The organism is Streptomyces sp. NPDC007901 (assembly GCF_042959465.1).
In the GTDB taxonomy this organism is placed as follows: Bacteria; Actinomycetota; Actinomycetes; order Streptomycetales; family Streptomycetaceae; genus Streptomyces.
Window position 1 is genome coordinate 147,543 of the sequence record NZ_JBIBKW010000016.1, and the last position, 26,301, is coordinate 173,843.

The 26,301-nt window shown below is 71.3% G+C and carries 23 protein-coding genes; 5 read left to right on the forward strand and 18 right to left on the reverse strand.

Going from position 1 to position 26,301, the window contains the following annotated elements:
• Positions 1-30: 30 nt before the first annotated feature.
• Positions 31-894 (reverse strand): phosphotransferase, encoded by an 864-nt coding sequence (locus ACFZDK_RS39235; protein WP_390979781.1) that lies wholly within the window; start codon positions 892-894, stop codon positions 31-33.
• A gap of 199 nt (positions 895-1,093) precedes the next feature.
• Between ACFZDK_RS39235 and ACFZDK_RS39240 the strand changes: the two genes are divergently transcribed.
• The 3 genes from ACFZDK_RS39240 to ACFZDK_RS39250 are packed head-to-tail and all read left to right on the forward strand — an operon-like array spanning position 1,094 to position 4,127.
• A complete protein-coding gene (locus ACFZDK_RS39240) occupies positions 1,094-2,017 on the forward strand; it encodes an ABC transporter permease subunit (RefSeq protein WP_390979934.1) in 924 nt (307 codons plus the stop codon).
• The gene (locus tag ACFZDK_RS39245; protein WP_390979783.1) at positions 2,014-2,847 is read left to right on the forward strand and encodes an ABC transporter permease subunit; all 834 of its coding nucleotides are present in this window, start codon (positions 2,014-2,016) and stop codon (positions 2,845-2,847) included. Before ACFZDK_RS39240 ends, ACFZDK_RS39245 begins: the two co-directional genes overlap by 4 nt.
• The gene (locus tag ACFZDK_RS39250) at positions 2,847-4,127 is read left to right on the forward strand and encodes an extracellular solute-binding protein (protein WP_390979785.1); all 1,281 of its coding nucleotides are present in this window, start codon (positions 2,847-2,849) and stop codon (positions 4,125-4,127) included. The genes ACFZDK_RS39245 and ACFZDK_RS39250 overlap by 1 nt, the downstream gene beginning before the upstream one ends.
• 85 nt (positions 4,128-4,212) lie before the next feature.
• Here the strand turns inward: ACFZDK_RS39250 and ACFZDK_RS39255 are convergent, their stop codons facing one another.
• Entirely contained in the window at positions 4,213-6,459 is a 2,247-nt protein-coding gene (locus tag ACFZDK_RS39255) for an MMPL family transporter (RefSeq protein WP_390979787.1), read from the reverse strand.
• A gap of 383 nt (positions 6,460-6,842) precedes the next feature.
• Here ACFZDK_RS39255 and ACFZDK_RS39260 point away from each other — a divergent pair, with 383 nt between their 5' ends.
• Positions 6,843-7,394 (forward strand): DUF1697 domain-containing protein, encoded by a 552-nt coding sequence (locus ACFZDK_RS39260; protein ID WP_390979789.1) that lies wholly within the window; start codon positions 6,843-6,845, stop codon positions 7,392-7,394.
• Here ACFZDK_RS39260 and ACFZDK_RS39265 read toward each other — a convergent pair.
• Complete coding sequence (locus ACFZDK_RS39265) at positions 7,375-8,232, reverse strand: transglutaminase domain-containing protein (RefSeq protein WP_390979791.1); 858 nt, start codon at positions 8,230-8,232, stop codon at positions 7,375-7,377. The genes ACFZDK_RS39260 and ACFZDK_RS39265 overlap by 20 nt on opposite strands.
• Positions 8,233-8,406: 174 nt before the next feature.
• Between ACFZDK_RS39265 and ACFZDK_RS39270 the strand changes: the two genes are divergently transcribed.
• Positions 8,407-11,028 carry a fibronectin type III domain-containing protein gene (locus ACFZDK_RS39270; protein ID WP_390979793.1) on the forward strand — a complete coding sequence of 874 codons (2,622 nt, stop codon included), beginning with the start codon at positions 8,407-8,409 and terminating at the stop codon, positions 11,026-11,028.
• 175 nt (positions 11,029-11,203) lie between these two features.
• Here ACFZDK_RS39270 and ACFZDK_RS39275 read toward each other — a convergent pair whose 3' ends face one another.
• The 15 genes from ACFZDK_RS39275 to ACFZDK_RS39345 all read right to left on the reverse strand — a co-directional run bounded on the left by ACFZDK_RS39275 (position 11,204) and on the right by ACFZDK_RS39345 (position 26,223).
• Positions 11,204-11,944, reverse strand: coding sequence for a CbiX/SirB N-terminal domain-containing protein (locus ACFZDK_RS39275; protein WP_390979795.1), 741 nt, complete (start codon positions 11,942-11,944; stop codon positions 11,204-11,206).
• 5 nt (positions 11,945-11,949) lie between these two features.
• On the reverse strand, positions 11,950-12,828 hold the full coding sequence (locus ACFZDK_RS39280) for an ABC transporter permease subunit (protein WP_390979797.1): 879 nt from the start codon (positions 12,826-12,828) through the stop codon (positions 11,950-11,952).
• Complete coding sequence (locus tag ACFZDK_RS39285) at positions 12,815-13,600, reverse strand: ATP-binding cassette domain-containing protein (RefSeq protein ID WP_390979799.1); 786 nt, start codon at positions 13,598-13,600, stop codon at positions 12,815-12,817. The genes ACFZDK_RS39280 and ACFZDK_RS39285 overlap by 14 nt, the downstream gene beginning before the upstream one ends.
• Before the next feature lie 35 nt (positions 13,601-13,635).
• Positions 13,636-14,745, reverse strand: coding sequence for an aliphatic sulfonate ABC transporter substrate-binding protein (locus tag ACFZDK_RS39290; RefSeq protein ID WP_390979801.1), 1,110 nt, complete (start codon positions 14,743-14,745; stop codon positions 13,636-13,638).
• 231 nt (positions 14,746-14,976) lie between these two features.
• A complete protein-coding gene (locus tag ACFZDK_RS39295) occupies positions 14,977-16,314 on the reverse strand; it encodes a GTP-binding protein (protein ID WP_390979803.1) in 1,338 nt (445 codons plus the stop codon).
• A gap of 2 nt (positions 16,315-16,316) precedes the next feature.
• Positions 16,317-17,255, reverse strand: a complete 939-nt coding sequence (cysD, locus tag ACFZDK_RS39300) for a sulfate adenylyltransferase subunit CysD (protein ID WP_390979805.1) — start codon at positions 17,253-17,255, stop codon at positions 16,317-16,319.
• Complete coding sequence (gene cysC, locus ACFZDK_RS39305) at positions 17,252-17,788, reverse strand: adenylyl-sulfate kinase (protein ID WP_390979807.1); 537 nt, start codon at positions 17,786-17,788, stop codon at positions 17,252-17,254. The genes cysD and cysC overlap by 4 nt, the downstream gene beginning before the upstream one ends.
• Positions 17,789-17,832: 44 nt before the next feature.
• On the reverse strand, positions 17,833-18,543 hold the full coding sequence (locus tag ACFZDK_RS39310; protein ID WP_390979809.1) for a phosphoadenylyl-sulfate reductase: 711 nt from the start codon (positions 18,541-18,543) through the stop codon (positions 17,833-17,835).
• Positions 18,540-18,719, reverse strand: coding sequence for a hypothetical protein (locus tag ACFZDK_RS39315; protein WP_351328653.1), 180 nt, complete (start codon positions 18,717-18,719; stop codon positions 18,540-18,542). The genes ACFZDK_RS39310 and ACFZDK_RS39315 overlap by 4 nt, the downstream gene beginning before the upstream one ends.
• On the reverse strand, positions 18,716-20,413 hold the full coding sequence (locus tag ACFZDK_RS39320; protein WP_390979812.1) for a nitrite/sulfite reductase: 1,698 nt from the start codon (positions 20,411-20,413) through the stop codon (positions 18,716-18,718). The genes ACFZDK_RS39315 and ACFZDK_RS39320 overlap by 4 nt, the downstream gene beginning before the upstream one ends.
• 127 nt (positions 20,414-20,540) lie before the next feature.
• Positions 20,541-20,624 carry a putative leader peptide gene (locus ACFZDK_RS39325; protein WP_309500612.1) on the reverse strand — a complete coding sequence of 28 codons (84 nt, stop codon included), beginning with the start codon at positions 20,622-20,624 and terminating at the stop codon, positions 20,541-20,543.
• A 109-nt stretch (positions 20,625-20,733) separates the two neighbouring features.
• Positions 20,734-21,318 (reverse strand): GNAT family N-acetyltransferase, encoded by a 585-nt coding sequence (locus ACFZDK_RS39330; protein WP_390979814.1) that lies wholly within the window; start codon positions 21,316-21,318, stop codon positions 20,734-20,736.
• A gap of 42 nt (positions 21,319-21,360) precedes the next feature.
• Complete coding sequence (locus ACFZDK_RS39335) at positions 21,361-22,695, reverse strand: hypothetical protein (protein WP_390979816.1); 1,335 nt, start codon at positions 22,693-22,695, stop codon at positions 21,361-21,363.
• A 185-nt stretch (positions 22,696-22,880) separates the two neighbouring features.
• Positions 22,881-24,158: a GAF domain-containing protein gene (locus ACFZDK_RS39340; protein WP_390979819.1), complete on the reverse strand. Its 1,278-nt coding sequence runs from the start codon at positions 24,156-24,158 to the stop codon at positions 22,881-22,883.
• A 421-nt stretch (positions 24,159-24,579) separates the two neighbouring features.
• Positions 24,580-26,223: an acyl-CoA dehydrogenase family protein gene (locus ACFZDK_RS39345; RefSeq protein WP_390979821.1), complete on the reverse strand. Its 1,644-nt coding sequence runs from the start codon at positions 26,221-26,223 to the stop codon at positions 24,580-24,582.
• Positions 26,224-26,301: the final 78 nt, after the last annotated feature.

The following is a 26,301-nucleotide window of genomic DNA, read 5'->3' on the forward strand; positions in this document are numbered from 1 at the left end:
CCCTGCGGGGCGCTCCTCAGCGGGCGCGGCTCAGAAGGGGTACCAGCGCACCGACTCGTCGCCCTCCCGTAGAGATGCGACCCGGCGCTCGAATTCCGCCAGTGCCTTCGGGTTGCTCGGGGCGTGCTGGGCGACCCATGCGCAGCTCGCCGTCTCCCGGGCGCCGCGCAGCACGCCGCACCCCTCCCACTCGCGCACATCCCAGCCGTAGGTCTCGGTGAACGAGTCATAGGCCTCGGCCGGCAGCCCGTACCGGTCCCGGGACAGTGCCATCACCACCAGGTCGTGCTCGCGCAGGTCCGAGGAGAAGGTCTCCAGGTCCACCAGCACCGGCCCCTCGGGTCCGACGTGCACATTGCGGGGCAGCGCGTCCCCGTGGATCGGTCCCGGCGTCAGACGGGGCGTCAGCGCGGCCGCGGCCGTCGCGAAGCCGTCCCGGCGCTCCCGCAGATACGCCGCGTCGGCCGGGTCGATGGCGGCACCGGCGAGCCGCAGCCAGCGTTCCACACCGCCCAGCAGCTCGCGGGGCGGCAGGGCGAAGGGGGGAGTGGGCAGTGCGTGCACGATCCGCAGCAGTTCGGCCAGATCGACCGGCTCGGCCGGCCGCACCGGATCCGCCAGCCGGTGCCACACCGTCACCGGGTGGCCCTCGACGAGCCGTGCCTTCGGCTCGGCGGCGCGTACGGCCGGTACGTCCGCCTCCGCCAGCCACCCGGCGATCTCCAGCTCCCGCCGGGCCCGGTCGAGGAGTTCGGCGTCCCGGCCGACCTTCACCACCAGGTCCCCTGCGGCGAACACCGCGTTCTCGCCCAGCGCGAGCAGCGAGGCGCCGGCCGCCGCACCGGGCAGCACATCCGCCGCGGCCAGTACGTCCCGCGCCCTTGCCTCGTCCATCGTCCGCCTCCGTGTCGGTCCCCGGCGCACCCGCGCCCGCCGTGTGCGGGTGCACACGGTGTCCTGTTCTCGCCGTCCGGCGGTCAGTCTCGCATCCACGGAGGTCGGGCCGTGTGCGCGGTGCCTTGACGGGACCACCGGCCTTCACGACCATGTCCAGGCCCGACCGGGCCGCGCAAAGGGGGATGACGTGGCATTGGTGACGAACGTGGCGAGTACGGCCCGGCCGCACGGGCGACCGGTCCCCTCCCGCGTAACCGACCGCGGCGCCTGGTTCCTCGTCCTGCCCGCCCTGATCCCGATCCTCGTGCTGAGCGTCGGCCCGCTGATCTACGGCATTCTGCTGGCGTTCACCGACGCCCAGTCGGGCCGCACCGCGGCGACGCGGTGGATCGGCGGCCTCAACTTCCAGGACCTGCTGCACGACACCCTCTTCTGGGAGTCGTTCCGGATCGGCCTGGTCTGGGCGGTCGGTGTGACCGTGCCCCAGTTCCTGCTCGCGCTCGGCCTGGCCCTTCTCCTCGACCAGGAGTTACGGCTGCGGTGGCTGGCCCGGGCCCTCGCGATCGTCCCCTGGGCGATGCCCGAGGTCGTGGTCGGCATCATGTGGCGGCTGGTCTACAACCCGGACGCGGGCATCCTCAACGAGACCCTGCGCGACCTCGGCCTCGGCGACGGCCGGGACTGGCTGAGCGGCCTCGGCACCGCCCTGCCCGCCGTCATCGTCGTCGGCGTCTGGGCCGGGATGCCGCAGACCACGGTCGCCCTGCTCGCCGGCCTCCAGAACACCCCGCGCGAACTGCACGAGGCAGCCGCCGTGGACGGCGCGGGCGCCTGGCGCCGCTTCCACACGGTCACCTGGCCCGCCCTCAGACCCGTCGCCCTGGCCATCACCGCGCTCAACCTGATCTGGAACTTCAACTCCTTCGCCCTGGTCTATGTGCTCACCCACGGCGGCCCCGGCGGCAAGACCCGGCTGCCGATGCTGTTCGCCTACGAAGAGGCCTTCCGCTACGGCCAGTTCGGGTACGCGGCGGCCATGGGCTGTGTGATGGTCGCCGTGATCGCGGTGCTGCTGGCCGTCTTCCTGGCGGGCCGGCTGGGGGGAGGCGAGGACGCGTGAGGACCCGTACCGGCACCCGCGTCGGCCAGTACGCGGCCCTGCTCGCCTACCTCGTCTTCCTGGCCTTTCCGCTGCTCTGGCTGCTCTCCACGGCCTTCAAGTCCCCGCAGGAGCTCGGCAGTCTGCACCCCACCTGGATCCCCCGGCACCCCACCCTGGCCAACTTCCGCCAGGCCTTCGACGAACAGCCGCTGCTGCGCGCCGGCCTCAACTCCCTGCTGGCCGCGCTCGGCGCCGCCGTGATCGCCGTACTCCTCGCGACCCCGATGGCGTACGTCATGGCCCGGCGCCGCACCGCGCTCTCCCGGGCGGCCACCGGCTGGGTGGTGGTCAGCCAGGCCTTCCCGTTCGTGCTGGTGATCATCCCGCTGTTCCTGGTCCTGAAGAACCTGCGGCTGATCGACTCCCTGTTCGGCCTGGTGCTGGTGTACGTGGTGTGGGCGCTGCCGTTCGCGCTGTGGATGCTCGTCGGCTACGTCCGGGCGGTGCCCGTCGAACTGGAGGAGGCGGCGGCCGTGGACGGGGCCGGGCGGCTGCGGACGCTGGTGTCGGTGACGGCGCCGCTGCTGGCGCCCGGGCTCGTGGCGACGGCCCTGTTCGCCTTCGTCACCGCGTGGAACGAGTTCTTCTTCGCGCTGGTGCTGCTGAAGACACCGGAGAAACAGACCCTGCCGGTCGTCCTCACCCACTTCATCGGCGCCGAGGGCGTGGCCGACCTGGGACCGCTGGCCGCGGCCGCCTTCCTCGCCACCCTGCCCTCGCTGCTGGTCTTCGCGCTGGTCCAGCGGCGGATCACGGGCGGGATGCTCGCCGGGGCGGTGAAGAGCTGATGCGCGCCAGGGTCCCCACGGCACTCGTCGTCCTGCTTCTCCTGCTCGCGGGCTGCTCGGCCGGCGGGAGCGGCACGGGCGGCCCGATCACCCTCCGCTTCCAGTCCCTGGCCTGGCAGGAGGAGTCGGTGGCCGCCAACAAGGAGCTGGTGAAGGAGTGGAACGCCACCCACTCCGACGTCAAGGTCGAGTACGTCCAGGGAAGTTGGGACAGCGTCCACGACCAGCTGCTCACCTCCTTCGAGGGCGGTGAGGCCCCGGACATCATCCACGACGCCTCCGACGACCTCGCGGACTTCGCCTACGGCGGTTACCTCGCCGACCTCACCGATCTGCTGCCGGCCTGGCTCAGGTCCGACATACCGCGGCGCAGTTGGGACACCGCGACTTTCGGCGACGGCATCTACGGCGTGCCCTTCCTCCAGGAGCCGCGCGTCCTGATTGCCGACACCACCTGGCTCGACCAGGCCGGTGTGCGCATTCCCACCCCCGAACACCCCTGGACCTGGGCGGAGTTCCGGCAGATCACCAAGCAGCTCAGCGGCGGCGGGAAGTACGGCGTCGCATGGCCGCTCAAGGAGCCCGTCTCCGCCACGCTCAACCTGTCGCTGTCGGAGGGCGGACAGCTTTTCCACCGGGACGCGGACGGCAAGGTGACCGTGCGGTTCGAGGCCGCCGACCAGGTCGTGCCGAGGACCGTTCACGACCAGGTGGACGTCGACCACAGCGCGCCCGGCTCCACCCTGGGCAGTGGCGGTTCGGACACCCTGCCGGGCTTCTTCGGCGGCAGGTACGCGATGGTGCCGCTCGGCTTCTCCTACCGCCAGCAGATCGTCCAGCAGGCGCCCAAGGGCTTCGACTGGGAGGTGCTGCCCGCCCCGGCCGGTGCCGACGGGCTCGCGCAGGGCGTCAGCCCGCAGACACTGTCCGTCGCCGAGGACAGCCCGCACAAGAAGGAGGCGGCCGAGTTCATCGACTTCCTGCTCCGGCCGAAGAACATGGTCCGGCTCGCCCTCGGCGACTGGATGCTGCCCACCGGCACCCAGGCCCTGAAGGACCCCGCCCTGCACACCGCGAAGTACGGCTGGGCCACCGGCACCGCCCTCGCCGCCCACCTCGCCCCGGCCCCCGCCCAGACCGTCCGGGGCTACCCGGAGTGGAAGGACAAGGTGGCCACCCCGGCCCTCCAGGAGTACTACAGCGGCGCCATCGGGATCGACGAACTCCGCCATCGGCTGGAGAAGGACGGCAACCTGGTGCTGGCCCGCTACCAGCGCTGAGCAGTCGTAGACACACGACAGGGCCCGTTGGCTCCCCCGGAGACCAACGGACCCTGTGCCAGAGGGTGTTACGAGCAGGGTGTCCCTAGACGGGCAGCCGGTCGTGCTCACCGTGCCGCGTCGGCGCCACCGGCTCCGGCGACTCGTCGTGCGTCAGGTCCGGCAGCCACCGCAGCCAGCTCGGCAGGTACCAGTTGCGCTCGCCGAGCAGCGCCATCACCGCCGGGAGCAGCACGCCCCGGATGACCGTCGCGTCGATGAGGACCGCGGCCGCCAGGCCCACGCCCATCTGCTTCATGGACTGCATGGACAGCGTGCCGAAGATCGCGAACACGGCGACCATGATGACGGCGGCGCTGGTGACGACCCCGGCCGTGGTGACGACCCCGTGCCGGATGGCGTCCCGGGTGGACCGGCCGCGCAGCCGGGCCTCGCGGATCCGGGAGACCACGAACACGTGGTAGTCCATGGAGAGGCCGAAGAGGATCACGAAGAGGAACAGCGGCAGCCAGGTGACGATGGCGCCGACCCCCTCCGCGCCCACCAGGGAGGCGCCCCAGCCGTGCTGGAAGACGGCGACCAGGATGCCGTAGGCCGCGCCCACCGAGAGCAGGTTGAGCACGATCGAGGTGATCGCGACCGTCAGCGAGCGGAAGGACAGCAGCATCAGGAGGAAGGCGAAGACGACCACGAAGGCGAAGACCGGGACGACCGAACCCATCAGCTGGTCGTTGAAGTCCTCGTTGCCCGCGACGTTCCCGGTCACCGGGGCCTGCACCCCGGCGACCTTGCCGAGGGTGGCCGGCCGCACCTCGTCGCGCAGCTTCTCCAGGCTCTTGCCGGCCTTGTCCATGTCGGAGCCGCCGACCAGCGGCACGGAGATCAGGGCGACGTTCTGGGCGTCGTGCAGCTTGATGTCGACCGGGCCGCGTGAGACGCCCGAACTGATCGCCCGCTCCCGGAAGTCGGTGAGGGCCTGCCTGACCTCGGGGGCGTTGATGTCCTTCGCCTTGACGACCACCTCGGCCGGCTCGGAGCCGCCCGGGAAGGCCTGGTTGACCCGGTCGTAGGTCTGCACGATCGGCAGTGAGTCGCCGAACTCCTGGTCCAGGGTGAGCTGCGAGGTCTTCATGCCGAGGGCGGGCGCGGCGACCGCGAGCAGCGCGCCGACCGCGACGACCACGGAGACCAGCGGCCTGGCGAGGACACCCCGCAGGACGGCCGTCCAGAAGCGGCTCTCGGAGGGGCCGTGCGTGCGCTTGCGGCGGCGCAGGAAGGGGATCCGGCCCTTCTCGACCCGCTCGCCAAGGAGCGAGAGCAGCGCAGGGAGCACGGTCACGGAGCCGACCATGGCGACCGCGACGACCATCAGGGAGGCCAGGCCCATCGCCTCGAACTCGGCGAGGCCGGTGAAGAGCATGCCCGCCATCGCCACGCAGACCGTGACACCGGAGACGATGATCGCCCGGCCGCTGGTGGCGGCGGCGATCCTGAGCGCCGCGCCCGCGTCCCGGCCGGCCTCCCGCTCCTCCCGTTCCCGGCGGAGGTAGAACAGGCAGTAGTCGACGCCGACCGCCAGGCCGACCAGCAGCATCACGGAGTTGGCGGTGTCGCTCATCGGCTGGAGATGGCTGACGAGGCCCATCAGGCCCATCGTCGCCATGATCGCGGTGATTGCGAGGCCGACCGGCAGCAGCGCGGCCACCAGCGCGCCGAAGGCGATCAGCAGGATGCCGAAGGCCACCGGTACGGCCGAGTACTCGGCCCGCTGGAAGTCCTTGCCGAAGGCGTCGTCGTACTGCTTGTTCATGCTGGCGCCGCCGATCTCCTCGATCCGCAGCGTGCCGTGCGCCTTCTGCACCCCCGCCACCGCGTCCAGGACCGGCTGCACCCGGTCGGCGGCGGTCTCCGCGTCACCGCGCATGTCGAACTGGACCAGCGCGCTGCGGCCGTCCTTCGAGATCGTCCCGGCGTCGTACGGCGAGGTGATGTCCGTGACCTTGCCGGTGCCGTCGACGGCCTTCACCACGTCCGCGACGGCGGCCCTGAAGGCGGCGTCGGTGGCCTTGACCGATCCGTCCCTGCCCTGGATCAGGATCGTCTCTCCGGCCGGTTCCTTGATCCCCGCGTCGTCGATGATCTTCGCTGCGGTATGGGTCTCGCCCTTGAGCTGGTCGCTCTCGTCGACGTCGACCCGGCCGGCCGCCGAGCCGAGTCCCATCGCCAGGACGACGAACAGCACCCATATGCCGACGGCGGCCCAGCGGTGCCGGGCGCTCCAGCCGCCGGCCCGGGCGGCCAGGCCCCGCACCCGTGTGTCTCCGTTCCCCATGACGGGATTGCCCCCTCGTGTGCGGTGACGGCCCCCGGCCGCCACGGTGTCTTCACGACTTCCTTCGCTGGAATCGAAGGTATGGGCCGGATAAGAGTGACTCGTCGTGCTCTCCGGTGAAGTACGGCGGCCGGCCGTCGTCACCCAGGAGGATGTCGGGCCCCTACATCTATCGCCCCATCTCGGGGGTGATCATCAGGGCTGTCCCTTCCGACGACGCGGGTCCTCTTTGTGATTACGGAACCTTGTTGAACAAGTCACAGGTGCGTGTAGGAGTTGATCCGGACCGGTCCGATCGGCCAGAGTTTCGGGCAGCCCGGCCTGCCCGGCACGGCCGTCGTGCCCACCCCCACGGGGCACGACGGCCGTTCTAAGGTGTTCGAATGACGACGTATGCGGCGCTGCTGCGCGGGATCAACGTGGGTGGCAGGAAGAAGCTCCCGATGGCCGAGCTGCGCGGGCTGATGGCCGGGCTGGGCTACGAGTCCGTCCAGACCTATCTGCAGAGCGGGCAGGCCGTCTTCTCCTGCGGCCACGGGGACGCGGAGTCGCTCGCCGCCGAGCTGGGCAAGGCGATCGAGGAGCGGTTCGGCTTCACCGTCGACGTACTCGTCCGCGACCACGCCTATCTGAAGGCGGTCGCCGAGGCCTGCCCGTTCCCGGCCGCCGAGCTGGAGGCCAAGCAGCTGCACGTCACCTACTTCTCCGCGCCGGTCGGCCCGGAACGGTTCGCGGACATGGACCCCGCCGCCCACCTCCCCGAGGAGTTCAGGCTCGGCGACCGCGCGCTGTACCTGTACGCCCCGGACGGCCTGGGACGCTCCAAGCTGGCGGAGGCGCTGGCCCGGCCCCGGATCAACAAGGGGCTGATCGCCACCACCCGGAACTGGAACACGGTCGTCAAGCTGGTGGAGCTCACGGCGCCGGGAGCGTGACCGTCCGCAGGCCGAGGAAGGGGGCCCGCGACCGGATCTCGCGCGGCACCGCGAGCCGCGGGTCCCGGGCCAGGCGGCGCAGCTCGCCGGGGTCGTCCGTGGCCGCCACGGCGTCGACCAGTGCCAGCTCCTCCGCCGTGGGCGTGCCGTCCTCCAGACCGGCGAGGCGGCCCCAGCCGTCCCAGGGCAGCGGTTCGGTGCCGTGCCGGGCGGCGAGGTCCAGGACCACGTTGCGGCGCACCAGCCACAGGCCCCGCAGCCCGGGTTCGGCCCACACCCCGAACGTCCCGGGGTCGGCCTCGCCCGCCCGGCAGGCCCGCCACGCCTGCCCCGCCACCACGAACCGGTCCCGGGGCACGTCCAGCGGGTCGAAGGGCACGTCGTAGAAGTCGGCGCAGACCTGCGCGTCCGCCAGCCGCCAACTGCCCTCCGCCGCCCGGTACTCGGTCACCCAGTGGTCGTCGTGGAAGCCCGGCACGAAGTAGGTGCCGTAGCCGCCCCGGACCCGGGCCGGGGTCCCGGTCGCCCGCAGGAGCGCGCACAGCAGCAGGGAGAAGTCCCGGCAGGTCCCGACGAACCGCTGGTCGAAGGAGCGGGGTTCGGTCAGCGGGGCGTCCTTGCGTTCGCGCAGGAGGCGCAGGATCTCCCGGACGTAGCGGGACTCGCCGTCGTGGCGCAGCCGCTCCTCGGGGATGTCGTACCCGAGCCGCCCGCCCTCCGCCCGGTGGACGATCAGCCCGCGGACCGTCCGGGTGAGCGCGCGCGGATCGCGGGGCAGGCCGCCGGTGTCGAGGTCGCCCGGATCGCTGTACGGCGTCTGCTTCAGGTAGGGGTCCATGCCCGGACCCTCGGCCTTGCCCTGGGGGGAGAGTCAAGGGACTGAACTGATCCGATGAATCAAGGGGTTTGGTCTGAACTCCACGCGTAATCCTGTCAACTTCATTGACTCGAGCATTCAAGTGCTCCTACCTTTCCCGGCGTTGGGTACAGGCTGATCCCACGGGAGGGGTACATGCCCACGCACCGAAGAGCCGCCCTCGTCACCCTCGCCGCCGCCGTCCTCGCCCTCGGCACGCCGGGCCTCGCCGCCCCGGCCCCGGCGGCCGGGGCCACGGCCTCCTCCGACGTCTATGTCGCACCCACCGGCGACGACCACGCCGACGGCACCGCCCGCCACCCCGTCCGCACCCTGGACCGCGCCCGCGACCTGGTCCGCGCCAGGGCCGCCCGGCTGCGCGCCGACCTCACCGTGCATCTCGCCCCGGGCACCTACCGCCGTACGAAGCCCCTCGTCCTGGACGCCCGAGACTCCGGAGGCAACGGGCACAAGGTCATCTGGCAGGGCACCGGCGACGGCACCCTGGTCAGCGGCGGCCGTCGGGTCACCGGCTGGCAGCGGGAGCCCGGCCGGCCCGGGCTGTGGTCCGCACCGGCCCCCCAAGGGCTCCGCGACACCCGGCAGTTGTACGTCGACGGGGTGCGCGCGCAACGGGCCCGCGGGACCGTCCCGGTGACGCTCACCCAGACCGACACCGGCTACATCGCCTCCGCCGACACCCTCGCCCACTGGAAGCACCCCGCCGACGCCGAGTTCGTATACACCAGCGGCGAGGCCCTGTGGAACGTCGAGCGCAACGGCCTCGGCCAGTGGACCGAGCCGCGCTGCCGCATCGCCGCCGCCGAGGGCACCACGATCACCATGACCCAGCCCTGCTGGGACAACTCCAACAAGCGGGTCGAGTTCCCCGACATCCCCGGCCGCACCGTCAGCATGGTCGGCCCGGGCAAGCTCACCAACGGTGGCAAGCCGTCGTACGTCGAGAACGCCTACGAACTCCTCGACCAGCCCGGCGAGTGGTACCTCGACCGGAGCGCCCACCGCGTCTTCTACCTGCCGCGCAAGGGCGAGAACCTCGCCCGCGCCGACGTGGAGGCCGCCGAGGCCGAGAAGCTGGTCGAGGGGCAGGGCACGGCGGACGCACCTGTGCACGACATCGCCTTCCGGGGCATCGAGTTCGGCTACGCCACCTGGCTGACCCCGTCCACGGCCGAGGGCTTCTCCGAGATCCAGGCCGGTTACACCATCACCGGAGACAAGGGCTGGGCCACCCAGGGGCTGTGCCAATACGTCGAGGGCGGCACCTGCCCGTTCGCGTCCTGGACGAAGATGCCCGGCAACGTGTCCTTCGCCCACGGACAGCGCATCGACTTCGCCGATGACGTCTTCGCCCATCTCGGCGCGTCCGGGCTGGAGTTGGGGGCGGGCTCCACGGACTCCACCGTCAGCGGAAGCATCTTCACCGACATCTCCGGCAACGGGATGGAGATCGGCGGGGTCGACGGGCAGACCCCCGCCTCCGGTGTCCAGGTGACGGACAACCACCTCTACGGGCTGCCCCGTGAGTACCACGGCGGGGTCGCGATCCTCAACGGCTACACCCGGCACGACACCATCGCCCACAACCAGATCGACCACGTCGGCTACTCGGCCGTCTCCCTGGGCTGGGGCGGCTGGCCCGACAAGATCGGCGACCCGGCCACCGCGAACCCCAGCCACGACAACGCCGTACGGAACAACCTGATCTTCGACTACATGCAGATGCTCGACGACGGCGGCGGCGTCTACACCCAGGGCCTGACCGGCACCTCGATCGCCGACGGGGAGAAGGTCACCGGGAACGTCATTCACGACCAGTGGGGCCTGGGCAAGAACGTCTACACCGACAACGGCTGCACCTACGAGACGGTCGAGGGCAATGTCCTCTACAGCGCCTCCTACGCCAACGTCGCCTCCCGGCACACCGACTACCGCGACGGCCTCGGCAACAACGACCCGACCCTGGTCAAGGACAACTGGTGGGAGGAGGGCACCGCCGACGGCGACAACAAGGGCCTGGTCACCACCGGCAACACGATCAGGACGGGACCGTCCGACGTACCGTCGGACGTGATCCAGAACGCGGGTCTGGAGCCCGCCTTCCGCACACTCCTCGACCGCCGGATCGGCGCCCCCTCCGTCCCCGAGGCACCGTCCCGGGTCGGGACCGCCACGGCCGGCGCCGACGCGCTGTGGGTCACCTTCAACCCCACCTTCGCGGACGGGGGTTCACCGGTGACCGGCTACACCGCCCGCGGCTATGACGCGGCAGGCCGTCAGGTCGCCGAACAGAGCGTCTCCGCCGCCGAGTTCAAGCGCACCGCCCTGGTCCGACTCACAGTCCCCACCGGACCCGTCACCGTGACCGTCACCGCCCGCAACGCCTACGGCGAGAGCGCCCCCTCGCTCGCCTCGGCACCGCTGGCCGCGACGGCCGCGAACACCCTCCCGGCCGCGCCGACCGGTCCCAAGCTGCGTACGGCGGCCACCGCGGCCACCCTCGCCTGGACCCCGCCGACCGCCACCGGCGACGCCCGGGTGACCGGCTACCGGGTGACCGTCTCCGACGGCCGCATCCCCATCGACGTCACCGGACGGGACGTGCTGGTCACCCAGCCCTCCGCGAAGGGCATGTTCCGGGTGATCGGCGGACTGGAGCCCGGCACGGCCTACACCGTGACCGTCGCCGCCGTCACCGCGGCCGGCGTCGGACCGGCGGCGACGGTCACCGCGACCACCCGATCAACTGCCCAATAGGGACAAGCCGTTGGGAACCTGAACCGGTAAAGCCCCAGGTGTGACACCTTCGCGGCACTGGACGCAGTAGTAAGAGCCGGCCACGGCAGGGAAGCTCGCGAGAGCCCCGCCGTAGGCCGGCTGTTCGCGGTCCGACGTCACAGGGGAGCGCCGGACCGCGAACCCCGACTCGTTCTCAGGCCCCCACGGCCGCCAGCGCGGGCCGCCGCGCCGCGTCGTACCGCTCCAGCAGCACCCGGGCCACCTCCGGCGCCGGACCCAGCACCGCGGCCAGCACATCCGCCTCGGCGGCGCCCCGGGCGATCCGGTCGGGCAGGAAGCCGGGGGCGAGGACGTACGGCGCCACGGCCACCCGGGCGCAGCCGAGTTCCCGGAGCTCCCGTACCGCGTCCTCGGTGCGGGGCAGGGACGCGGAGGCGAACGCGGGCCGTACGGCCCACCAGCCGGTGTGGAGCCACTCCCGCGCGATCTCCGCGATCACCGCGATCGCCTCCGGGTCACTGGACCCCGCCGAGGCCAGCACGACCCCGGTCGAGGACTTGTCGGCGGGGGACAGCCCCGCCTCGTACAGCCGCCGTTCCAGGGCCGACAGGAGCAGCGGGGACGGGCCCAGCACCTCCGCCTGGCGGATACGAAGCCGCGCCGGCGCGTCCCGCAGGACCGCCGGGATGTCCGCCTTCGCGTGGAACGCGCGCGTCAGCAGCAGGGGGAGGGCTACGACGTCCCGGACGCCCTCCGCCGCCAGGGACTCCAGCACCCCGTGCACGGACGGGATGTTGAAGTCCAGGAAGCCCGTCTCCACGCGCAGCCCGGGCCGCAGCGACCGTACCCGGCGCACCAGGGCGTGGACGGTCGCCGCGTGCCGCGGATCGCGGCTGCCGTGGGCGATGACGAGGAGAACGGGCTTCGTACGCATGGACCTCAGCTCTTCACCAGCAGACCGCGGCTGCGCAGCACCCACCGCTCCAGCGGGCTGAAGATCAGCAGGTCGATCGCGATACCGACGAACAGGATCAGGATGATCGCCTCGAACACCATGGCCATGTCGCTGGCGGTGCGCGCGTTCTCCAGGAGCTGGCCGAGGCCCACCCCGAGGTCGGGGAAGCTCGCGATGATCTCCGCCGCCATCAGCGACCGCCAGGAGAACGCCCAGCCCTGCTTCAGGCCCGCCACATAACCGGGCAGCGCCGCCGGCAGCACGACGTGCCAGATGCCCTTGACGCCCGTCGCGCCCATCGTGCGCCCGGCCCGCAGGAACAGCGGCGGCACCTGGTCGACGCCGGAGACGAGACCGTTGGCGATGGAGGGGACCGCGCCGAGCAGGATCACGGCGTACATCATCGAGTTGTTCAGGCCGAGCCAGATCACGGCCGGCGGCACCCAGGCCACCGACGGCAGCGACTGGAGGCCGGACAGGATCGGTCCGATGGCCGCCCGCACGAACTTCACCCGCGCCACCAGCAGCCCCAGCGGGGTGCCGATGACCAGCGCGAAGAGGAAGCCGAGCAGACCGCGGCTGACGCTGGTCCAGATGTAGCCGAGCAGGTCGCCCTTGAGCCAGGCGTCCTTGAACGTGTCGCCCACGGCGGCCGGCGAGGGCAGCTTGGACGGGTCGTCGACGACCGGGACGAGCAGCGTCCAGACCACGAGGACCACGGCGAGCGCGATGATCGGGGGAAGGATCTTGCTGGTGAAGGTCTGGCGGAAGGTCGGGCGGCTGGTGGCCGTCGTCTCCAGGGCGTCGAGGCCGGCCTCGACACTTCCGGCGTCCTTGGCCGGCGTCGTCTCAGTGCTGGCCATGACGGCGGATCTCCCCACGCAGTACATCGGTGATCTCAAGGGACAGTTCGGCCACCGGGGCGTCCTCGATGCGGCGCGGCTGCGGTATGCCGACCTCCCACTCGCGGGCTATCCGGCCCGGCCGGGACGACAGCAGGATCACCCGCTGGGCGAGCCGTACCGCCTCGCGCACGTTGTGCGTGACGAACAGGACGGACAGCCCCGTCTCCTGCCAGATCCGGGTCAGCTCGTCGTGCAGCACGTCCCGCGTGATGGCGTCCAGGGCCGAGAACGGCTCGTCCATCAGCAGCAGCCTGCTCTCCTGGGCGAGCGCGCGGGCCAGCGCGGCCCGCTGGCGCATACCGCCGGACAGCTCGTGGACGCGCTTGCCGTACGCGCCCTTCAGCCGGACCAGTTCGAGCAGCCGCTCGGCCTTGTCCCGGCGGTCGTTCTTGGGAACTCCCCTGAGCTTCAGGGCGAGTTCGATGTTCTTGCCCGCGGTCAGCCACGGGAAGAGGGCGTGCTCCTGGAACATCAGGGCGGGCCGCCCGTCCGTCGCGATGGAGCCCGCGGTGGGCTTGTCGAGCCCCGCCACCAGGTTCAGCAGCGTGGACTTGCCGCAGCCCGAGGCCCCCAGGAGGGTGACGAACTCGCCCGGCGCGACATCGAGGGTGATGTCGTCCAGGACGAGCTGCTGCCCGCCCGGAGTCGCGAAGGACTTCGAGACATGCTCAAGGCGTGCCGCGTACTCGACCGACTCGTCGGCCTTGGCGAGTGTCGTGGTCGTGGCCATGGTCGTCACCTCCTGGGAACTCGTCGGGGCCGGGGTCAGCTGCTGCCGAGACCGGCGGCGTCGACCGGGCTCTGCCCGTCGGCCTTCAGCACCTTGTTGAGGAGCGTCAGGTCGTAGATGTTCTTCAGCAGCGGGTCGGTGAGCAGACCGGCCTTGACGGCGTGCTGGGCCTCGGTGTTGAGGGTGGAGGCCAGCGGGTCGTCGGTGAACTTGATGGACGACCAGGCCGAGTTCAGGACGGCGTCGGGCAGCGCCTTGCCGGAGTCGATCGCCAGCTGCTTGTTGGCCGCGGTCTTCGCCGCGTCCGGGTTGGCGTTGATCCACTTGTTGGTCTCGACCGAGCCCTTGAGGACCGCCTCGACGACCTTCGGGTGCTCCTTGAGGAACTTCTGCGACACGATGATGTTCGTGATCACGAACTTCTTGTCGGGCCACAGCGTGGACTCGTCGAGCAGCACCTTGCCGCCCTCGGCGACCAGCTTGGACGCGGTCGGCTCCGGCACCCAGGCGCCGTCGATGGAACCGGCCTTGAAGGCGTCCGGGGTGATCTTGTTGTCGGTGCGGACGACCGTGACGTCACCCTTGCCGCTCTGCGCGTCGACCTTCCAGCCCTGGTCGGCGATCCAGTTGAGGAACGCCACGTCCTGCGTGTTGCCCAGCTGAGGCGTCGCGATCTTCTTGCCCTTGACGTCCTTGAGGGACTTGATCTTCTTCGGGTTGACGACGAGCTTCACGCCACCCGAGGCCGAACCGCCGATGATCTTCAGGTCGGTGCCGTTGGACTTGGTGTAGCCGTTGATCGACGGGGAGGGGCCGATCCAGCCGATGTCGATGGAGCCGGAGTTGAGCGCCTCGATCTCGGAGGGCCCCGCGTTGAAGATCGCGTACTTCGCCTTGGTGGCGCCGAGCTCCTTCTGGAAGAAGCCCTTCTGGTTGCCGACCAGCGCGGTCGCGTGGGTCAGGTTGCCGAAGTAGCCGATCTTGACGGTGTCGAGCCCGTCGATCTTCTTGGCCCCGGCGGCGACCTTGGTGGTCTCGCTCTTGTCGGAGTCCGACCCGTACCCGCAGGCGGCGAGCGTGAGCAGGGGAAGTGCGGCGACCGCGGCTATGCCGCGACGGAGGAGCTGGGAGCGGTTGGCAGGCACGGGAGGCTTTCCTCTCGTTGGCCCGGCGGTCACGGTCTTTCAGGTCGTGGCCGGGAGGTCGGCAGGTCTTCGTCGCATCCGGGACGGCGGGTGGGGGGCCAGGGCGCGCAGGCAGTGCGCGTACGTCATCGCGCACATCGCGCCACCCCGCCCTGCCCGCTGCCGAGGGCGCCGCTGCCGACGCGGCCGCCCTCCTTCGCGAACGTCGAGTAGACGTCGGTCATCGTCATGTCAGAAGTCCCAGCCGTCGTCTTCGGTCTCGTCCTTGACCGGCTCGGGGGACGCGAACGACTCGCCGACCATGCCCGCGGTGAGCGTGGTGCCGTCGGCGGGGTCGATCAGGATGAACGAGCCGGTGCGGCGCGAGTCGGCGTAGGAGTCGACCGGCAGCGGCTCGGCGGTGCGGATCTTCACGCGGCCGATGTCGTTGGCGACGAGCTGCCCCGGGTGCGGGTGCAGGGACAGGTCGTCGAGCGTGAGGCGGGACGGGATGTCCTTGACGACCGCCTTGACCGTGCGGGTGCCGTGCTTGAGCAGCACCCGGTGCCCGACGGTCAGGGGCTGGTCGGCCACGTGGCAGACGGTCGCCTCGACGTCCTGGGTGGTCGCCGGGGCGTCCTTGGTCGGGACGATCAGGTCGCCGCGCGAGACGTCGATGTCGTCCGTGAGCAGGATGGTCACCGACTGGGTGGTCCACGCCGTGTCGACCGGCTTGCCCAGCAGGTCGATGCCCGAGATCGTCGTCGTACGGCCGGACGGCAGGACCGTGACCGGTTCGCCGACGTGGAAGGTGCCGGCCGCGATCTGGCCGGCGTAGCCCCGGTAGTCCGGGTGGTCGGCGGTCTGCGGGCGGATCACGTACTGTACGGGCAGCCGGGCGTGGCAGTGCGCCAGGTCGTGGCTGACCGGGACGGTCTCCAGGTGCTCCAGGACGGTCGGGCCGCCATACCAGTCCATGTTCGCGGACGGCTCCACGACGTTGTCGCCGACGAGCGCCGAGATCGGGATCGCGGTGACCTCCGGGACGCCCAGCTCGGTGGCGTACGCCGTGAACTCCTCGGCGATCCCGGCGAAGATCGACTCCTGGTAGCCGACCAGGTCCATCTTGTTGACGGCGAGCACCACGTGTGGGACGCGCAGCAGGGCGGCGATCGCGGCGTGCCGGCGGGTCTGCTCGACGACGCCGTTGCGGGCGTCGACCAGGACCACGGTCAGTTCGGCGGTGGAGGCGCCCGTCACCATGTTCCGGGTGTACTGCACATGTCCCGGGGTGTCGGCGAGGATGAACCGGCGCTTCGGGGTGGCGAAGTAGCGGTAGGCCACGTCGATGGTGATGCCCTGTTCCCGCTCGGCGCGCAGCCCGTCGGTGAGCAGGGCGAGGTCGGGGGCGTCCTGGCCGCGCGACGCGGAGGCGCGCTCGACGGCCTCCAGCTGGTCGGTGAGGACCGACTTGGAGTCGTGCAGCAGCCGCCCGACGAGGGTGGACTTGCCGTCGTCGACGGAGCCCGCGGTCGCGAACCGCAGCAGGGTCGTCTCGGTGAGGCCGAGTTCCGTGGTGCTGGTGCTCATGGTTAGAAGTACCCCTCGCGCTTGCGGTCTTCCATCGCGGCCTCGGAGAGCTTGTCGTCGGCACGCGTGGCGCCGCGCTCGGTGAGCCGGGAGGCGGCGATCTCGGCGATCACGGCGTCCAGCGTGCCGGCGTCGGAGTCGACGGCACCGGTGCAGGACATGTCGCCGACCGTCCGGTAGCGCACCTGGCGCTTCTCGACGCTCTCGCCGTCCTTCGGGCCGCCCCACTCGCCGGCGGTCAGCCACATGCCGTTGCGCCGGAAGACCTCACGCTCGTGCGCGAAGTAGATCTCCGGCAGCTCGATGCCCTCGCGGGCGATGTACTGCCAGACGTCCAGCTCGGTCCAGTTGGAGAGCGGGAAGACACGGACGTGCTCGCCGGGGGCGTGCCGGCCGTTGTACAGGTTCCACAGCTCGGGGCGCTGGCGGCGCGGGTCCCACTGGGAGAACTCGTCGCGCAGCGAGAACACCCGTTCCTTGGCGCGGGCCTTCTCCTCGTCCCGGCGGCCGCCGCCGAAGACCGCGTCGAACCTCTCGCCCTGGATCTTCTCCGTCAGCGGCACGGTCTGGAGCGGGTTGCGGACGCCGTCCGGGCGCTCGCGCAGCACACCCCGGTCGATGTAGTCCTGCACGGAGGCGACATGCAGCCGCAGCCCGTGCCGCTCCACCGTGCGGTCCCGGTACTCCAGGACCTCGGAGAAGTTGTGCCCGGTGTCGACGTGCAGCAGCGAGAAGGGGACCGGCGCGGGCGCGAACGCCTTCAGCGCCAGGTGCAGCATGACGATGGAGTCCTTGCCGCCGGAGAACAGGATCACCGGCCGCTCGAACTCGCCCGCCACCTCGCGGAAGATGTGGACCGCCTCGGACTCCAGCGCGTCCAGGTGGGACAGGGCGTACGGGGTGCCCGTGCCCTCCCCGTGAGCCGCCACGGTCGTCGTCATGCCAGTCCCTTCCCGCTCAGCAGGGCGTGCACGGACGCCGCGGACTCCGCGACGGTCTGGTGCTGCGACTCGATCCGCAGATCGGGCGTCTCGGGCTCCTCGTACGGGTCGTCGACCCCGGTCAGCCCGGTCAGCTCACCGGCGGCCTGCTTGGCGTACAGACCCTTCACGTCGCGTACGGAGCACACGTCGACCGGGGTCGCCACATGCACCTCGACATACGCGGTGCCGTTCTCCTCGTGACGCTTGCGCACCGCGTCGCGGCTGTCCGCGTAGGGGGCGATCACCGGGACCAGGGCCTTGACGCCGTTGCGCGCCAGCAGCTCGGCGACGAAGCCGATGCGCTGCACGTTGGTGTGCCGGTCCTCGCGGCTGAAGCCGAGGCCCGCCGAGATGAACTCGCGGATCTCGTCGCCGTCGAGCACCTCGACCTGGTGGCCCTCGTCGCGCAGCCGGGCGGCCAGCTCGTACGCGATGGTGGTCTTGCCGGCGCTCGGCAGACCCGTGAGCCAGACGGTGGCTCCGGTCGTCACGGTGTTCTCCTGATTCGTAGAGTTCGTCGAAGGCGCGGTGGTCGTCATTCGTGCAGCCCGCACTCGGTCTTGGCCCGCCCGGCCCAGCGGCCGGCGCGCGCGTCCTCGCCCTCCAGCACCCGGCGGGTGCAGGGGGCGCAGCCGACGGAGGTGTAGCCGTCCATCAGCAGCGGGTTGGTCAGTACGCCGTGTTCGGCGACGTACTCGTCCACGTCGTCCTGGGTCCAGCGGGCGATCGGGGAGATCTTGACCTTCTGCCGCTTCTCGTCCCAGCCGACCACCGGGGTGTTCGCCCGGGTCGGGGACTCGTCGCGGCGCAGCCCGGTCGCCCAGGCCGCGTACTTGGTCAGGCCCCGCTCCAGCGGCTGGATCTTGCGGAGCTTGCAGCACAGGTCGGGGTCGCGGTCGTGGAGCCGGGGGCCGTACTCGGCGTCCTGCTCGGCGACCGTCTGGCGCGGGGTGAGGGTGATGACGTTGACGTCCATCACGGCCTCGACCGCGTCGCGGGTGCCGATGGTCTCCGGGAAGTGGTAACCGGTGTCGAGGAAGACGACGTCCACGCCCTTCTGGACGCGCGACGCCAGATGGGCCACCACCGCGTCCTCCATCGAGGAGGTCACACAGAAGCCCTTGCCGAAGGTGTCCACCGCCCACTGGAGGATCTCCAGGGCGGAGGCGTCTTCGAGATCGCGGCCGGCCTGCTCGGCCAGCGCCTTCAACTCCTCGCTCGTTCGCTCTTCCTGAGCGGTGGTCATATCTGTTCCCCTCCGGCTTCGGAATGCTTCAGCCCCCGGGCGAGCAGCCCGAGGAACTTCAGCTGGAATGCGCGGTTGCAGGCCGCGCATTCCCAGGCACCGTGGCCCTGCTCACTGGGACGCAGGTCCTCGTCACCGCAGTAGGGGCAGTAGAAGGGGGCGGCCCGCTCGCTCATGAGAGGGCCTCCTCGCTGGCACGGGACGCCCAGGCGGCGAACCGCTCGCCGTCCTCGCGCTCGGCCTGGAAACGCTTGAGCACCCGCTCGACGTAGTCGGGCAGCTCCTCCGAGGTCACCTTGAGACCGCGGACCTTGCGGCCGAAACCGGCCTCCAGGCCCAGGGCGCCGCCCAGGTGCACCTGGTAGCCCTCGACCTGCTCGCCCGCGTCGTTCAGGACCAGCTGGCCCTTGAGACCGATGTCCGCGACCTGGATACGGGCGCAGGCGTTCGGACAGCCGTTGAGGTTGATCGTGAGCGGCTCGTCGAAGTCCGGCAGGCGGCGCTCCAGCTCGTCGATGAGCGAGCTGCCGCGCTGCTTGGTCTCGACGATGGCGAGCTTGCAGTACTCGATGCCGGTGCAGGCCATGGTGCCGCGCCGGAACGAGGACGGCCTGGCGGTCAGGTCCAGCGCCTCCAGGGCCTCGACCAGCGACTCGACCTGTGCCTCGGTGACATCGAGGATGATCATCTTCTGCTCGACGGTGGTCCGCACCCGGCCCGAGCCGTGCGCCTCGGCGAGGTCCGCGATCTTCGCCAGGGTGGCGCCGTCCACCCGGCCGACGCGCGGGGCGAAGCCGACGTAGAAGTTGCCGTCCTGCTGCCGGTGCACACCGACGTGGTCGCGCCAGCGCTGCAGGGGCTGGGCCGGCGCGGGGCCGTCGACCAGCGGGCGCTTGAGGTACTCGTCCTCCAGCACCTGGCGGAACTTCTCCGCGCCCCAGTCGGCGACGAGGAACTTCAGGCGGGCGCGGGTGCGCAGCCGGCGGTAGCCGTAGTCCCGGAAGATGCCGATCACGCCGGCCCAGACGTCCGGGACCTCCGCCAGCGGCACCCAGGCGCCGAGCCGGACGCCGATCTTCGGGTTGGTGGAGAGGCCGCCGCCGACCCACAGGTCGAAGCCGGGGCCGTGCTCGGGGTGCTCCACGCCGACGAAGGCGATGTCGTTGATCTCGTGCACCACGTCCAGGAGCGGCGAGCCGGAGATCGCGGACTTGAACTTGCGCGGCAGGTTGGAGAACTCCTTGCTGCCGATGTACCGCTTGTTGATCTCGTCGATCGCCCAGCTGCCGTCGATGATCTCGTCCTCGGCGATGCCGGCCACCGGCGAGCCGATGACGACACGCGGGGTGTCGCCGCACGCCTCGGTGGTGGACAGCCCGACGGCCTCCAGGCGGTTCCAGATCTCCGGAACGTCCTCGATGCGGATCCAGTGCAGCTGGATGTTCTGCCGGTCGGTGATGTCCGCGCTGCCCCGGGCGAACTCCTGCGAGATCTCGCCGATCACCCGCAGCTGCTGGGTGGTGAGGCGGCCGCCGTCGATCCGCACCCGCAGCATGAAGTACTTGTCGTCCAGCTCCTCCGGCTCCAGGATGGCGGTCTTGCCGCCGTCGATGCCGGGCTTGCGCTGGGTGTACAGCCCCCACCAGCGCATACGGCCGCGCAGGTCGTTGGGGTCGATCGAGTCGAAGCCGCGCTTGGAGTAGATCGTCTCAATGCGTGTCCGCACATTGAGACCGTCGTCGTCCTTCTTGAACTGCTCGTTGCCGTTGAGCGGGGTGAAGTGACCCATAGCCCACTGACCCTCGCCGCGGTGACGGCTCACCTTGCGGCGGGGCGCGGAGGCGGCAGGGTTCTGCGGGGTGGCGGCCATGGTTGATACGTCCTTCGGGACAGGCGGGGAAGCGGCTCTGACCTGCGCGTGCGGGCGCATGCGGGCATACGTGCGCAACGTTGCGCAACGGGAGGTCTGGACAGGAAAGCGCGGCGGTGCTGTGCTCTCAGCCCGCCGGACAGATGGCGCTGGACATGCGGCCGAGGTCGACGTGCCGCCGACTCACCAAGGCAATTCCAGTTCCAGACATGACGGAAGCGTGTCACGCGGATCTCCGGCCAGTCCACCATTGTCCGCGATTCGGACGGATCTATTCTGAATGGTGAGACAAGGTGTCGTGCGTCACGCCCCGGGCGCGTTTACGGCCGGGTGTCCGGATGCGCCCCCACCCAGGGCCCCGGCGCCGTGACCTCCGGTTCCTCCTCGATCTTCGTGTCGAAGAGCTGGAAGCCGCGTCGCTGGTAGTTCGCCATCGCGTGCTCGCCGTCCAGGCTGCAGGTGTGCAGCCACACCCGCTTGGTCGGCGGGAGCGCGGCCCACCGCTCCGCCAGGTCCCAGGCGCGGGCGGCGCCGTACGAGAGCAGGTGGCCGCCGATCCGGCGGCCCCGGAACGCCGGGATCAGACCGAAGTAGACGATCTCCACGACCCCGTCGTCCTGCGGTTCGAGCTCGACGTAGCCCGCCGGGGTGCCCCGGTCGTAGGCGACCCAGGTCTCCACGCCCGGCCGCTCCAGGTGCTGCTGCCAGCGGGCGTAGCTCCAGCTCAGCCGGTCGGTCCAGCGGATGTCACCGCCCACCGAGGCGTACAGGAAGCGGCTGAACTCGGGGGAGGGGACCGCGGAGCGGACGATCCTGACCGCGTCGCCGTCGGGGACGGCGGCGGGTCGGAGGTCGGTGGGGGACGTCTGCTCCAGGGACCAGGTGGTCACGGCGATGGTGCTCATGGGGCCAGGCAATCATCCCGGCCCCGGACGTGTCGACGGCCGTTATCCGAGCGACGAGTCGATCGAGCGCAGCGGCACCGAGAACAGCATGCGATCTGTGACCGACCACACCTCGCCCGTGTCCGGGGCGTAGGAGAGCGAGCCGGTGCCCTCGGCCCAGCAGCGGTGCGAGTCGTCCGAGCCGCAGCGCGCCGCCTGCGCGCCCTTCGTGTCCTGCCGCCACAGGCCGCCGTGCCCGTCCATGGCGCCGGGGAGGTGACCGACATACCACAGGGAGTCGGTCGCGCCCGGCGGACGGTACGACAGGACGCCCCGGATCTCGGAGGCCCCGGTCCGGTACGCCTCGACGGCGTCGGCCCGGCCGAAGGTGTCCGTGGCGAGCAGCCCGTCCCGCCGCGGGGTCTCGTCGAACGCGTACCGCCACAGCCGGGCCGGCCGGTCGCTGTCCGCGGAGGTCCACTCGCCGAGGACCAGGCTGTCCGGGGACGTCCCCCGGTCCACGGAGAGCGCGCTCGGACAGGGTGCGCCGCTCGCGGAGCAGGCTCCGGCGGTGAAGCTGTACGAGCCGACGGCGGGCATCACGTACCGGAAGCCGTCAGCCGACCAGCCGCCCCGCACCCGGCCGATCGCGTCGGCCAGCACCGAGGTGCGCTGGATGCGGTTCAGGTCGTACACGTAGAGCGCGTCGGCGCTGCCCTGGACGGTGGTGACCAGGAGCTTGTCCTCGTACCAGGCCATGCCGGAGATCTGCGAGGACAGGCCCCGGTAGGTGCTGCCGTCGGCGCTGGGCACGGTCAGCAGGACCCAGGAGTAGGAGGGGTGCGCCGGGTCGTTCGTGTTGATCACGGCAACCCGGGCCAGGCCCCGGGAGGCGGCGGGGCCGGTGTCGGTGCTGTGCGTCCAGCCGGCCAGGACGACCCGGTTGGCGCCCCACAGGCCGTCGTCGTCGGCGTCGGAGGAGGTGGTCACCGAGGCCGGCCGCCAGTCGGCGGTGAGGGTGTCGGCGGGGTCCCAGCAGTACGCCTCGTCGGCCGCCGGGGTGACCGGCAGCGAGTCCCGGTCGTCGGAGTCGCAGTCGGCCGCCTCGCGCAGGGTGTGGTCGGCGGTGGCCAGGACGTCGGCGACCCCGACCGTGCCGCCCATCGCGGCGGCGAGCCGGTCCAGCGAGCGGCGCGGTACGAGGTGCTCCTGCAACTGCAGCCGCGCGCTGTCGGTCGTGGAGGCCAGCGGTTTCAGCGCGCCGGGATCCTCGGCGACCGTGGCCTGCGAGGCGCTGACGATCGTGGCAGTCGCGGTGAGCGCGAGTGCGGTCCCGGCCAGGGCGGCGCGCAGTGCCGCGCCCCGCCTGCGTCGCCGGTGTCTGCCGCGATGCTTCATGTTTCCTCCCGAGGCGGGCCAACTGCGCCTGATGGTCCGTACGTTGACCGAGGAGCAGGTGGGGAGGCCCGTACCGGGATGCTACGGCAGTCCGGGCCGCCGTACCTCGAAGACCCCGCAAATATGCGGAAGATACCTCCCTTGATGCACCGGATGCGTTAAATAAGCTCAGGGTAAGGGGACGCTTATTCGGGCCGGCGGCCCGGTGTCCGGCCCGCCGTCACCGCCGGGGCGGTCGAGTACGGCAGCAGGTCGCGAGGGTCGTCCGGGAACAGCACCTCGATCTCCGCGTCCTCACGGAAGCGGTACGGCCGGTGTTCGAGCAGCGCCCCGAGATACCGCCGGATCCTGGACATCTCGGCCCGTACGGTCACGGTCCGTGAGGCGTCCCCGAACACGTCCTCGGCCAGCCCGGCCGCGCTCCGCCCGGCGCGCCGCACCGCCAGCAGGTACAGCAACTCGGCGTGCCGGGGACTCAGTTCGCGCGACCAGGTGCCCACGCCGCCGCCGACGGTCACCGAGGACCGGCGCGGCCGGGTCAGGTCCAGCACGAGCCGGCCGCCGCCCACCGGCACCGGCTCGTCCACCGCCCGCAGCAGCCAGCCCCCGGCCAGCGGCTCCACCGCGCACAGTCCGAGCGAGGGCAGCCAGCGGCGGCCCGGCGACAGGGACTTGGGCAGCGCGAGCCGCCGTGGACACGGCATCCCGGTCACCGCCGCCGTCCAGCCGTCGGCGTCCACCACCAGCGCCCGCCCGCCCAGCCGGGCCAGCACCGGTGCGGCGACCGCCCGCAGCCGCTCCAGCGCGTCCAGATGCAGCTCCCGCAGCCGCGCCTCGGCGAGCTTCGCCACCGAGTTCACCCAGGCCAGGGTGGCCGGATGCATGGTCTCCAGCGGGCCGCTGACGTCCACCACACCGAGCAGGGCGCCGTCCCGGGGGTCGGTGACCGGGGCGCCGGAACAGGTCCAGGAGGCGTGCGAGCGGACGAAGTGCTCGGCGGCGAAGACCTGCACGGGCCGGCGCACCACCGCCGGGGTGCCGACCCCGTTGGTGCCGACGACGTCTTCGCGCCAGTCGGCGCCGAGTTCGAAGCCCAGCCTGTCCGCCTTGCGCAGTACCGGCGAGGAACCCTCCCGCCACAGCACACGGCCGTCGGCATCCGCCACCACCATGATGTGCTGGGCGACGTCCGCGACCGAAAGCAACCCCTCGCGCAGTACCGGCAGCACGTCCTTGAGCGGTGACTCCTCACGTCTGCGCCGGACTTCGTCGGCGGACAGCAGCCCGGTGCGGAAGTCGTGGTCGGGGTCGACGCCGCTGCGCAGCATCCGCCCCCAGGACTGTTCGATCACGGGCCGGGGCGAGACCCGCCCACGGTTCCCGGCGAGTCTGGCCTCGCGTACCTCGCTCAGTACCCGCGCCGCCTGTGCCGCGTTCTTCGCGGCGAGTCGCGCCACGTCCATCGGCGGGTTCCCCACGGAGGTCCTCCCGGATACGCCTCGAAAAAGGCATCGATGAGTCGCTGTCAAGCCGTCCGGGCGGCGGTTTCCGGTCCGACTCCGTGTCTCATACTGCCGTTTTCCGGTGCCGGAGGCACACAGTCCGCACACAGACACCGAGATGTTGCAACCCCTTGCAACCCTGGTGAACGAGCCGGGGGTGGCCGAAACTTGAGCCGACGCCACGGCGTCAGTGGCCTGACATGGGCCGAGGGGGCGGGGGTGGTGCCGTGTCGGCGCAGCACCACCCCCGCCTGTGCCTGCGGCGCCCTGGCCGTGCGCGGCAGAGGGTGCGTTGTCCGGTGCGTTGGCGGCTGACGGTTGTGGTGGGTTGCTCGCGCAGTTCCTCCCCCAGCCTTTGGCCGGGGGTACCCCCAGCGCCCCTTTAGGTAGGGACGGGCACCCGGGCTCGATCCACCAGGGCGGTCAGGTCCAGTCCTGATGGCAGGGTGCCGAAGGTTGAGCCCCAGTCGTTGCCCAGGCGGGAGGCGCAGAAGGCGTCTGCGGTCTCCGGTGGGGCGAAGCGGACCAGCAGGGAGCCCTGGAGGACTGTTGCCAGGCGTTCCACGAGGCGTCTGGCCCGGGCCTCCATGCCCTCCAGGTCGGCCAGTTCGGAGAAGAGGTCCTTGACGGCGCGGTCCAGGCGGTGGTCGGCGCCGTGGGCGCGGCCGATTTCCTGGAGGTAGGCGTCGAGGGCGCCGGGTTCGCGGTGCAGGGCGCGCAGGACGTCCAGGGCCTGGATGTTGCCGGCGCCCTCCCAGACCGAGTTGAGCGGGGACTCGCGGACCAGGCGGGGCAGGCCCGACTCCTCCACGTAGCCGTTGCCGCCGAGGCATTCGGCGGCCTCGACGGTCAGTGGCGCGCAGCGCTTGGTCACCCAGTACTTGGCGGCGGGCAACGCCAGTCGCAGGAACGCCCGTTCGGCCTCACTGTCGTCGTCGTAGGCGGCGGCCAGCCGGAGCGCGAGCGTGGTCGCGGCCTCCGACTCGACCGCGAGGTCGGCCAACACGTTGCGCATCAGCGGCTTGTCGGCCAGCCGGCCGCCGAACGCCTCGCGGTGGGTGGCGTGGTGCACGGCCTGGGCCACCGCCTGCCGCATCAGGCCCGCCGAGCCCAGCACGCAGTCCAGCCGGGTCGCGGCGACCATCTCGATGATGGTCGGCACCCCCCGCCCCTCCTCGCCCACCCGCCGCGCCCAGGTCCCGTCGAACTCGACCTCGCTCGACGCGTTGGACCGGTTGCCGAGCTTGTCCTTGAGCCGCTGCAGGAGGAAGACGTTGCGAGTGCCGTCCGCCAGCACCCGGGGGACGAGGAAACAGGTGAGCCCGGCGGGCGCCTGGGCCAGCACCAGGAAGCCGTCCGACATCGGTGCCGAGCAGAACCACTTGTGTCCGGTGAGGGCGTACGTCCCGGACTCGGCGAGCGGCACCGCGGCGGTCGTATTCGCGCGTACGTCGCTGCCGCCCTGTTTCTCCGTCATGCCCATGCCGAAGAGGGCGCCGGCCTTCCGGGCGGCGGGCCGCAGCTCACGGTCGTAGATCACGGACGTCAGCAGCGGCTCCCACACGGCGGCCAGCTCCGGGTCGGTGCGCAGCACGGGCACCGCCGCGTTCGTCATCGACAGCGGGCAGCAGTTGCCGGCCTCGACCTGGGTCCAGACCAGGAAGGCGGCCGCGCGCCGGACGTGCCCGGACGGCCGTACCCAGCCCGTGGTCAGGCCCGCGCCCACGCCCTTGCCGAGCAGCCGGTGCCAGGCCGGATGGAACTCGACCTCGTCGATCCGGTGCCCGTAGCGGTCGTGGGTGCGCAGCCGCGGCGGGTGCTCGTTCGCCTGCGCCCCCCACTCCTGCACCTGTGCCGAACCGGCCGAGACGCCGATCCCCGACAGCTCGGCGCGCACCTCGTCCAGCAGCTCGGGGGCGGTGTGCCGCCCGACGGCCTCGACGAGGGCGTGGTCGGCGCCGAAGAGGTCGTATCCGACGAGCGGGGGAGGCTGGTTGGTCACGGTGTGGGTGGTGGTGCCTGCCATGTCTGCGAACCTACCCGGGGCGACGGCGGTGGTCTCCAGCCTGACACAGGGGCACCACCGGCCGCGTCGCGTGATCCG

Coding starts and splice junctions, on each gene's coding strand:
- ACFZDK_RS39345 (WP_390979821.1), bottom strand. CDS start 26,223: ATGGCAGGCACCACCACCCACACCGTGACCAACCAGCCTCCCCCGCTC.
- ACFZDK_RS39325 (WP_309500612.1), bottom strand. CDS start 20,624: ATGTCTGGAACTGGAATTGCCTTGGTGAGTCGGCGGCACGTCGACCTC.
- ACFZDK_RS39320 (WP_390979812.1), bottom strand. CDS start 20,413: ATGGCCGCCACCCCGCAGAACCCTGCCGCCTCCGCGCCCCGCCGCAAG.
- ACFZDK_RS39330 (WP_390979814.1), bottom strand. CDS start 21,318: ATGAGCACCATCGCCGTGACCACCTGGTCCCTGGAGCAGACGTCCCCC.
- ACFZDK_RS39335 (WP_390979816.1), bottom strand. CDS start 22,695: ATGAAGCATCGCGGCAGACACCGGCGACGCAGGCGGGGCGCGGCACTG.
- ACFZDK_RS39280 (WP_390979797.1), bottom strand. CDS start 12,828: ATGGCCAGCACTGAGACGACGCCGGCCAAGGACGCCGGAAGTGTCGAG.
- ACFZDK_RS39260 (WP_390979789.1), top strand. CDS start 6,843: ATGACGACGTATGCGGCGCTGCTGCGCGGGATCAACGTGGGTGGCAGG.
- ACFZDK_RS39250 (WP_390979785.1), top strand. CDS start 2,847: ATGCGCGCCAGGGTCCCCACGGCACTCGTCGTCCTGCTTCTCCTGCTC.
- ACFZDK_RS39315 (WP_351328653.1), bottom strand. CDS start 18,719: ATGAGCGAGCGGGCCGCCCCCTTCTACTGCCCCTACTGCGGTGACGAG.
- ACFZDK_RS39235 (WP_390979781.1), bottom strand. CDS start 894: ATGGACGAGGCAAGGGCGCGGGACGTACTGGCCGCGGCGGATGTGCTG.
- ACFZDK_RS39255 (WP_390979787.1), bottom strand. CDS start 6,459: ATGGGGAACGGAGACACACGGGTGCGGGGCCTGGCCGCCCGGGCCGGC.
- ACFZDK_RS39295 (WP_390979803.1), bottom strand. CDS start 16,314: ATGAGCACCAGCACCACGGAACTCGGCCTCACCGAGACGACCCTGCTG.
- ACFZDK_RS39310 (WP_390979809.1), bottom strand. CDS start 18,543: ATGACCACCGCTCAGGAAGAGCGAACGAGCGAGGAGTTGAAGGCGCTG.
- ACFZDK_RS39275 (WP_390979795.1), bottom strand. CDS start 11,944: ATGCGTACGAAGCCCGTTCTCCTCGTCATCGCCCACGGCAGCCGCGAT.
- ACFZDK_RS39265 (WP_390979791.1), bottom strand. CDS start 8,232: ATGGACCCCTACCTGAAGCAGACGCCGTACAGCGATCCGGGCGACCTC.
- ACFZDK_RS39270 (WP_390979793.1), top strand. CDS start 8,407: ATGCCCACGCACCGAAGAGCCGCCCTCGTCACCCTCGCCGCCGCCGTC.
- ACFZDK_RS39340 (WP_390979819.1), bottom strand. CDS start 24,158: ATGGACGTGGCGCGACTCGCCGCGAAGAACGCGGCACAGGCGGCGCGG.
- ACFZDK_RS39285 (WP_390979799.1), bottom strand. CDS start 13,600: ATGGCCACGACCACGACACTCGCCAAGGCCGACGAGTCGGTCGAGTAC.
- cysD (WP_390979805.1), bottom strand. CDS start 17,255: ATGACGACGACCGTGGCGGCTCACGGGGAGGGCACGGGCACCCCGTAC.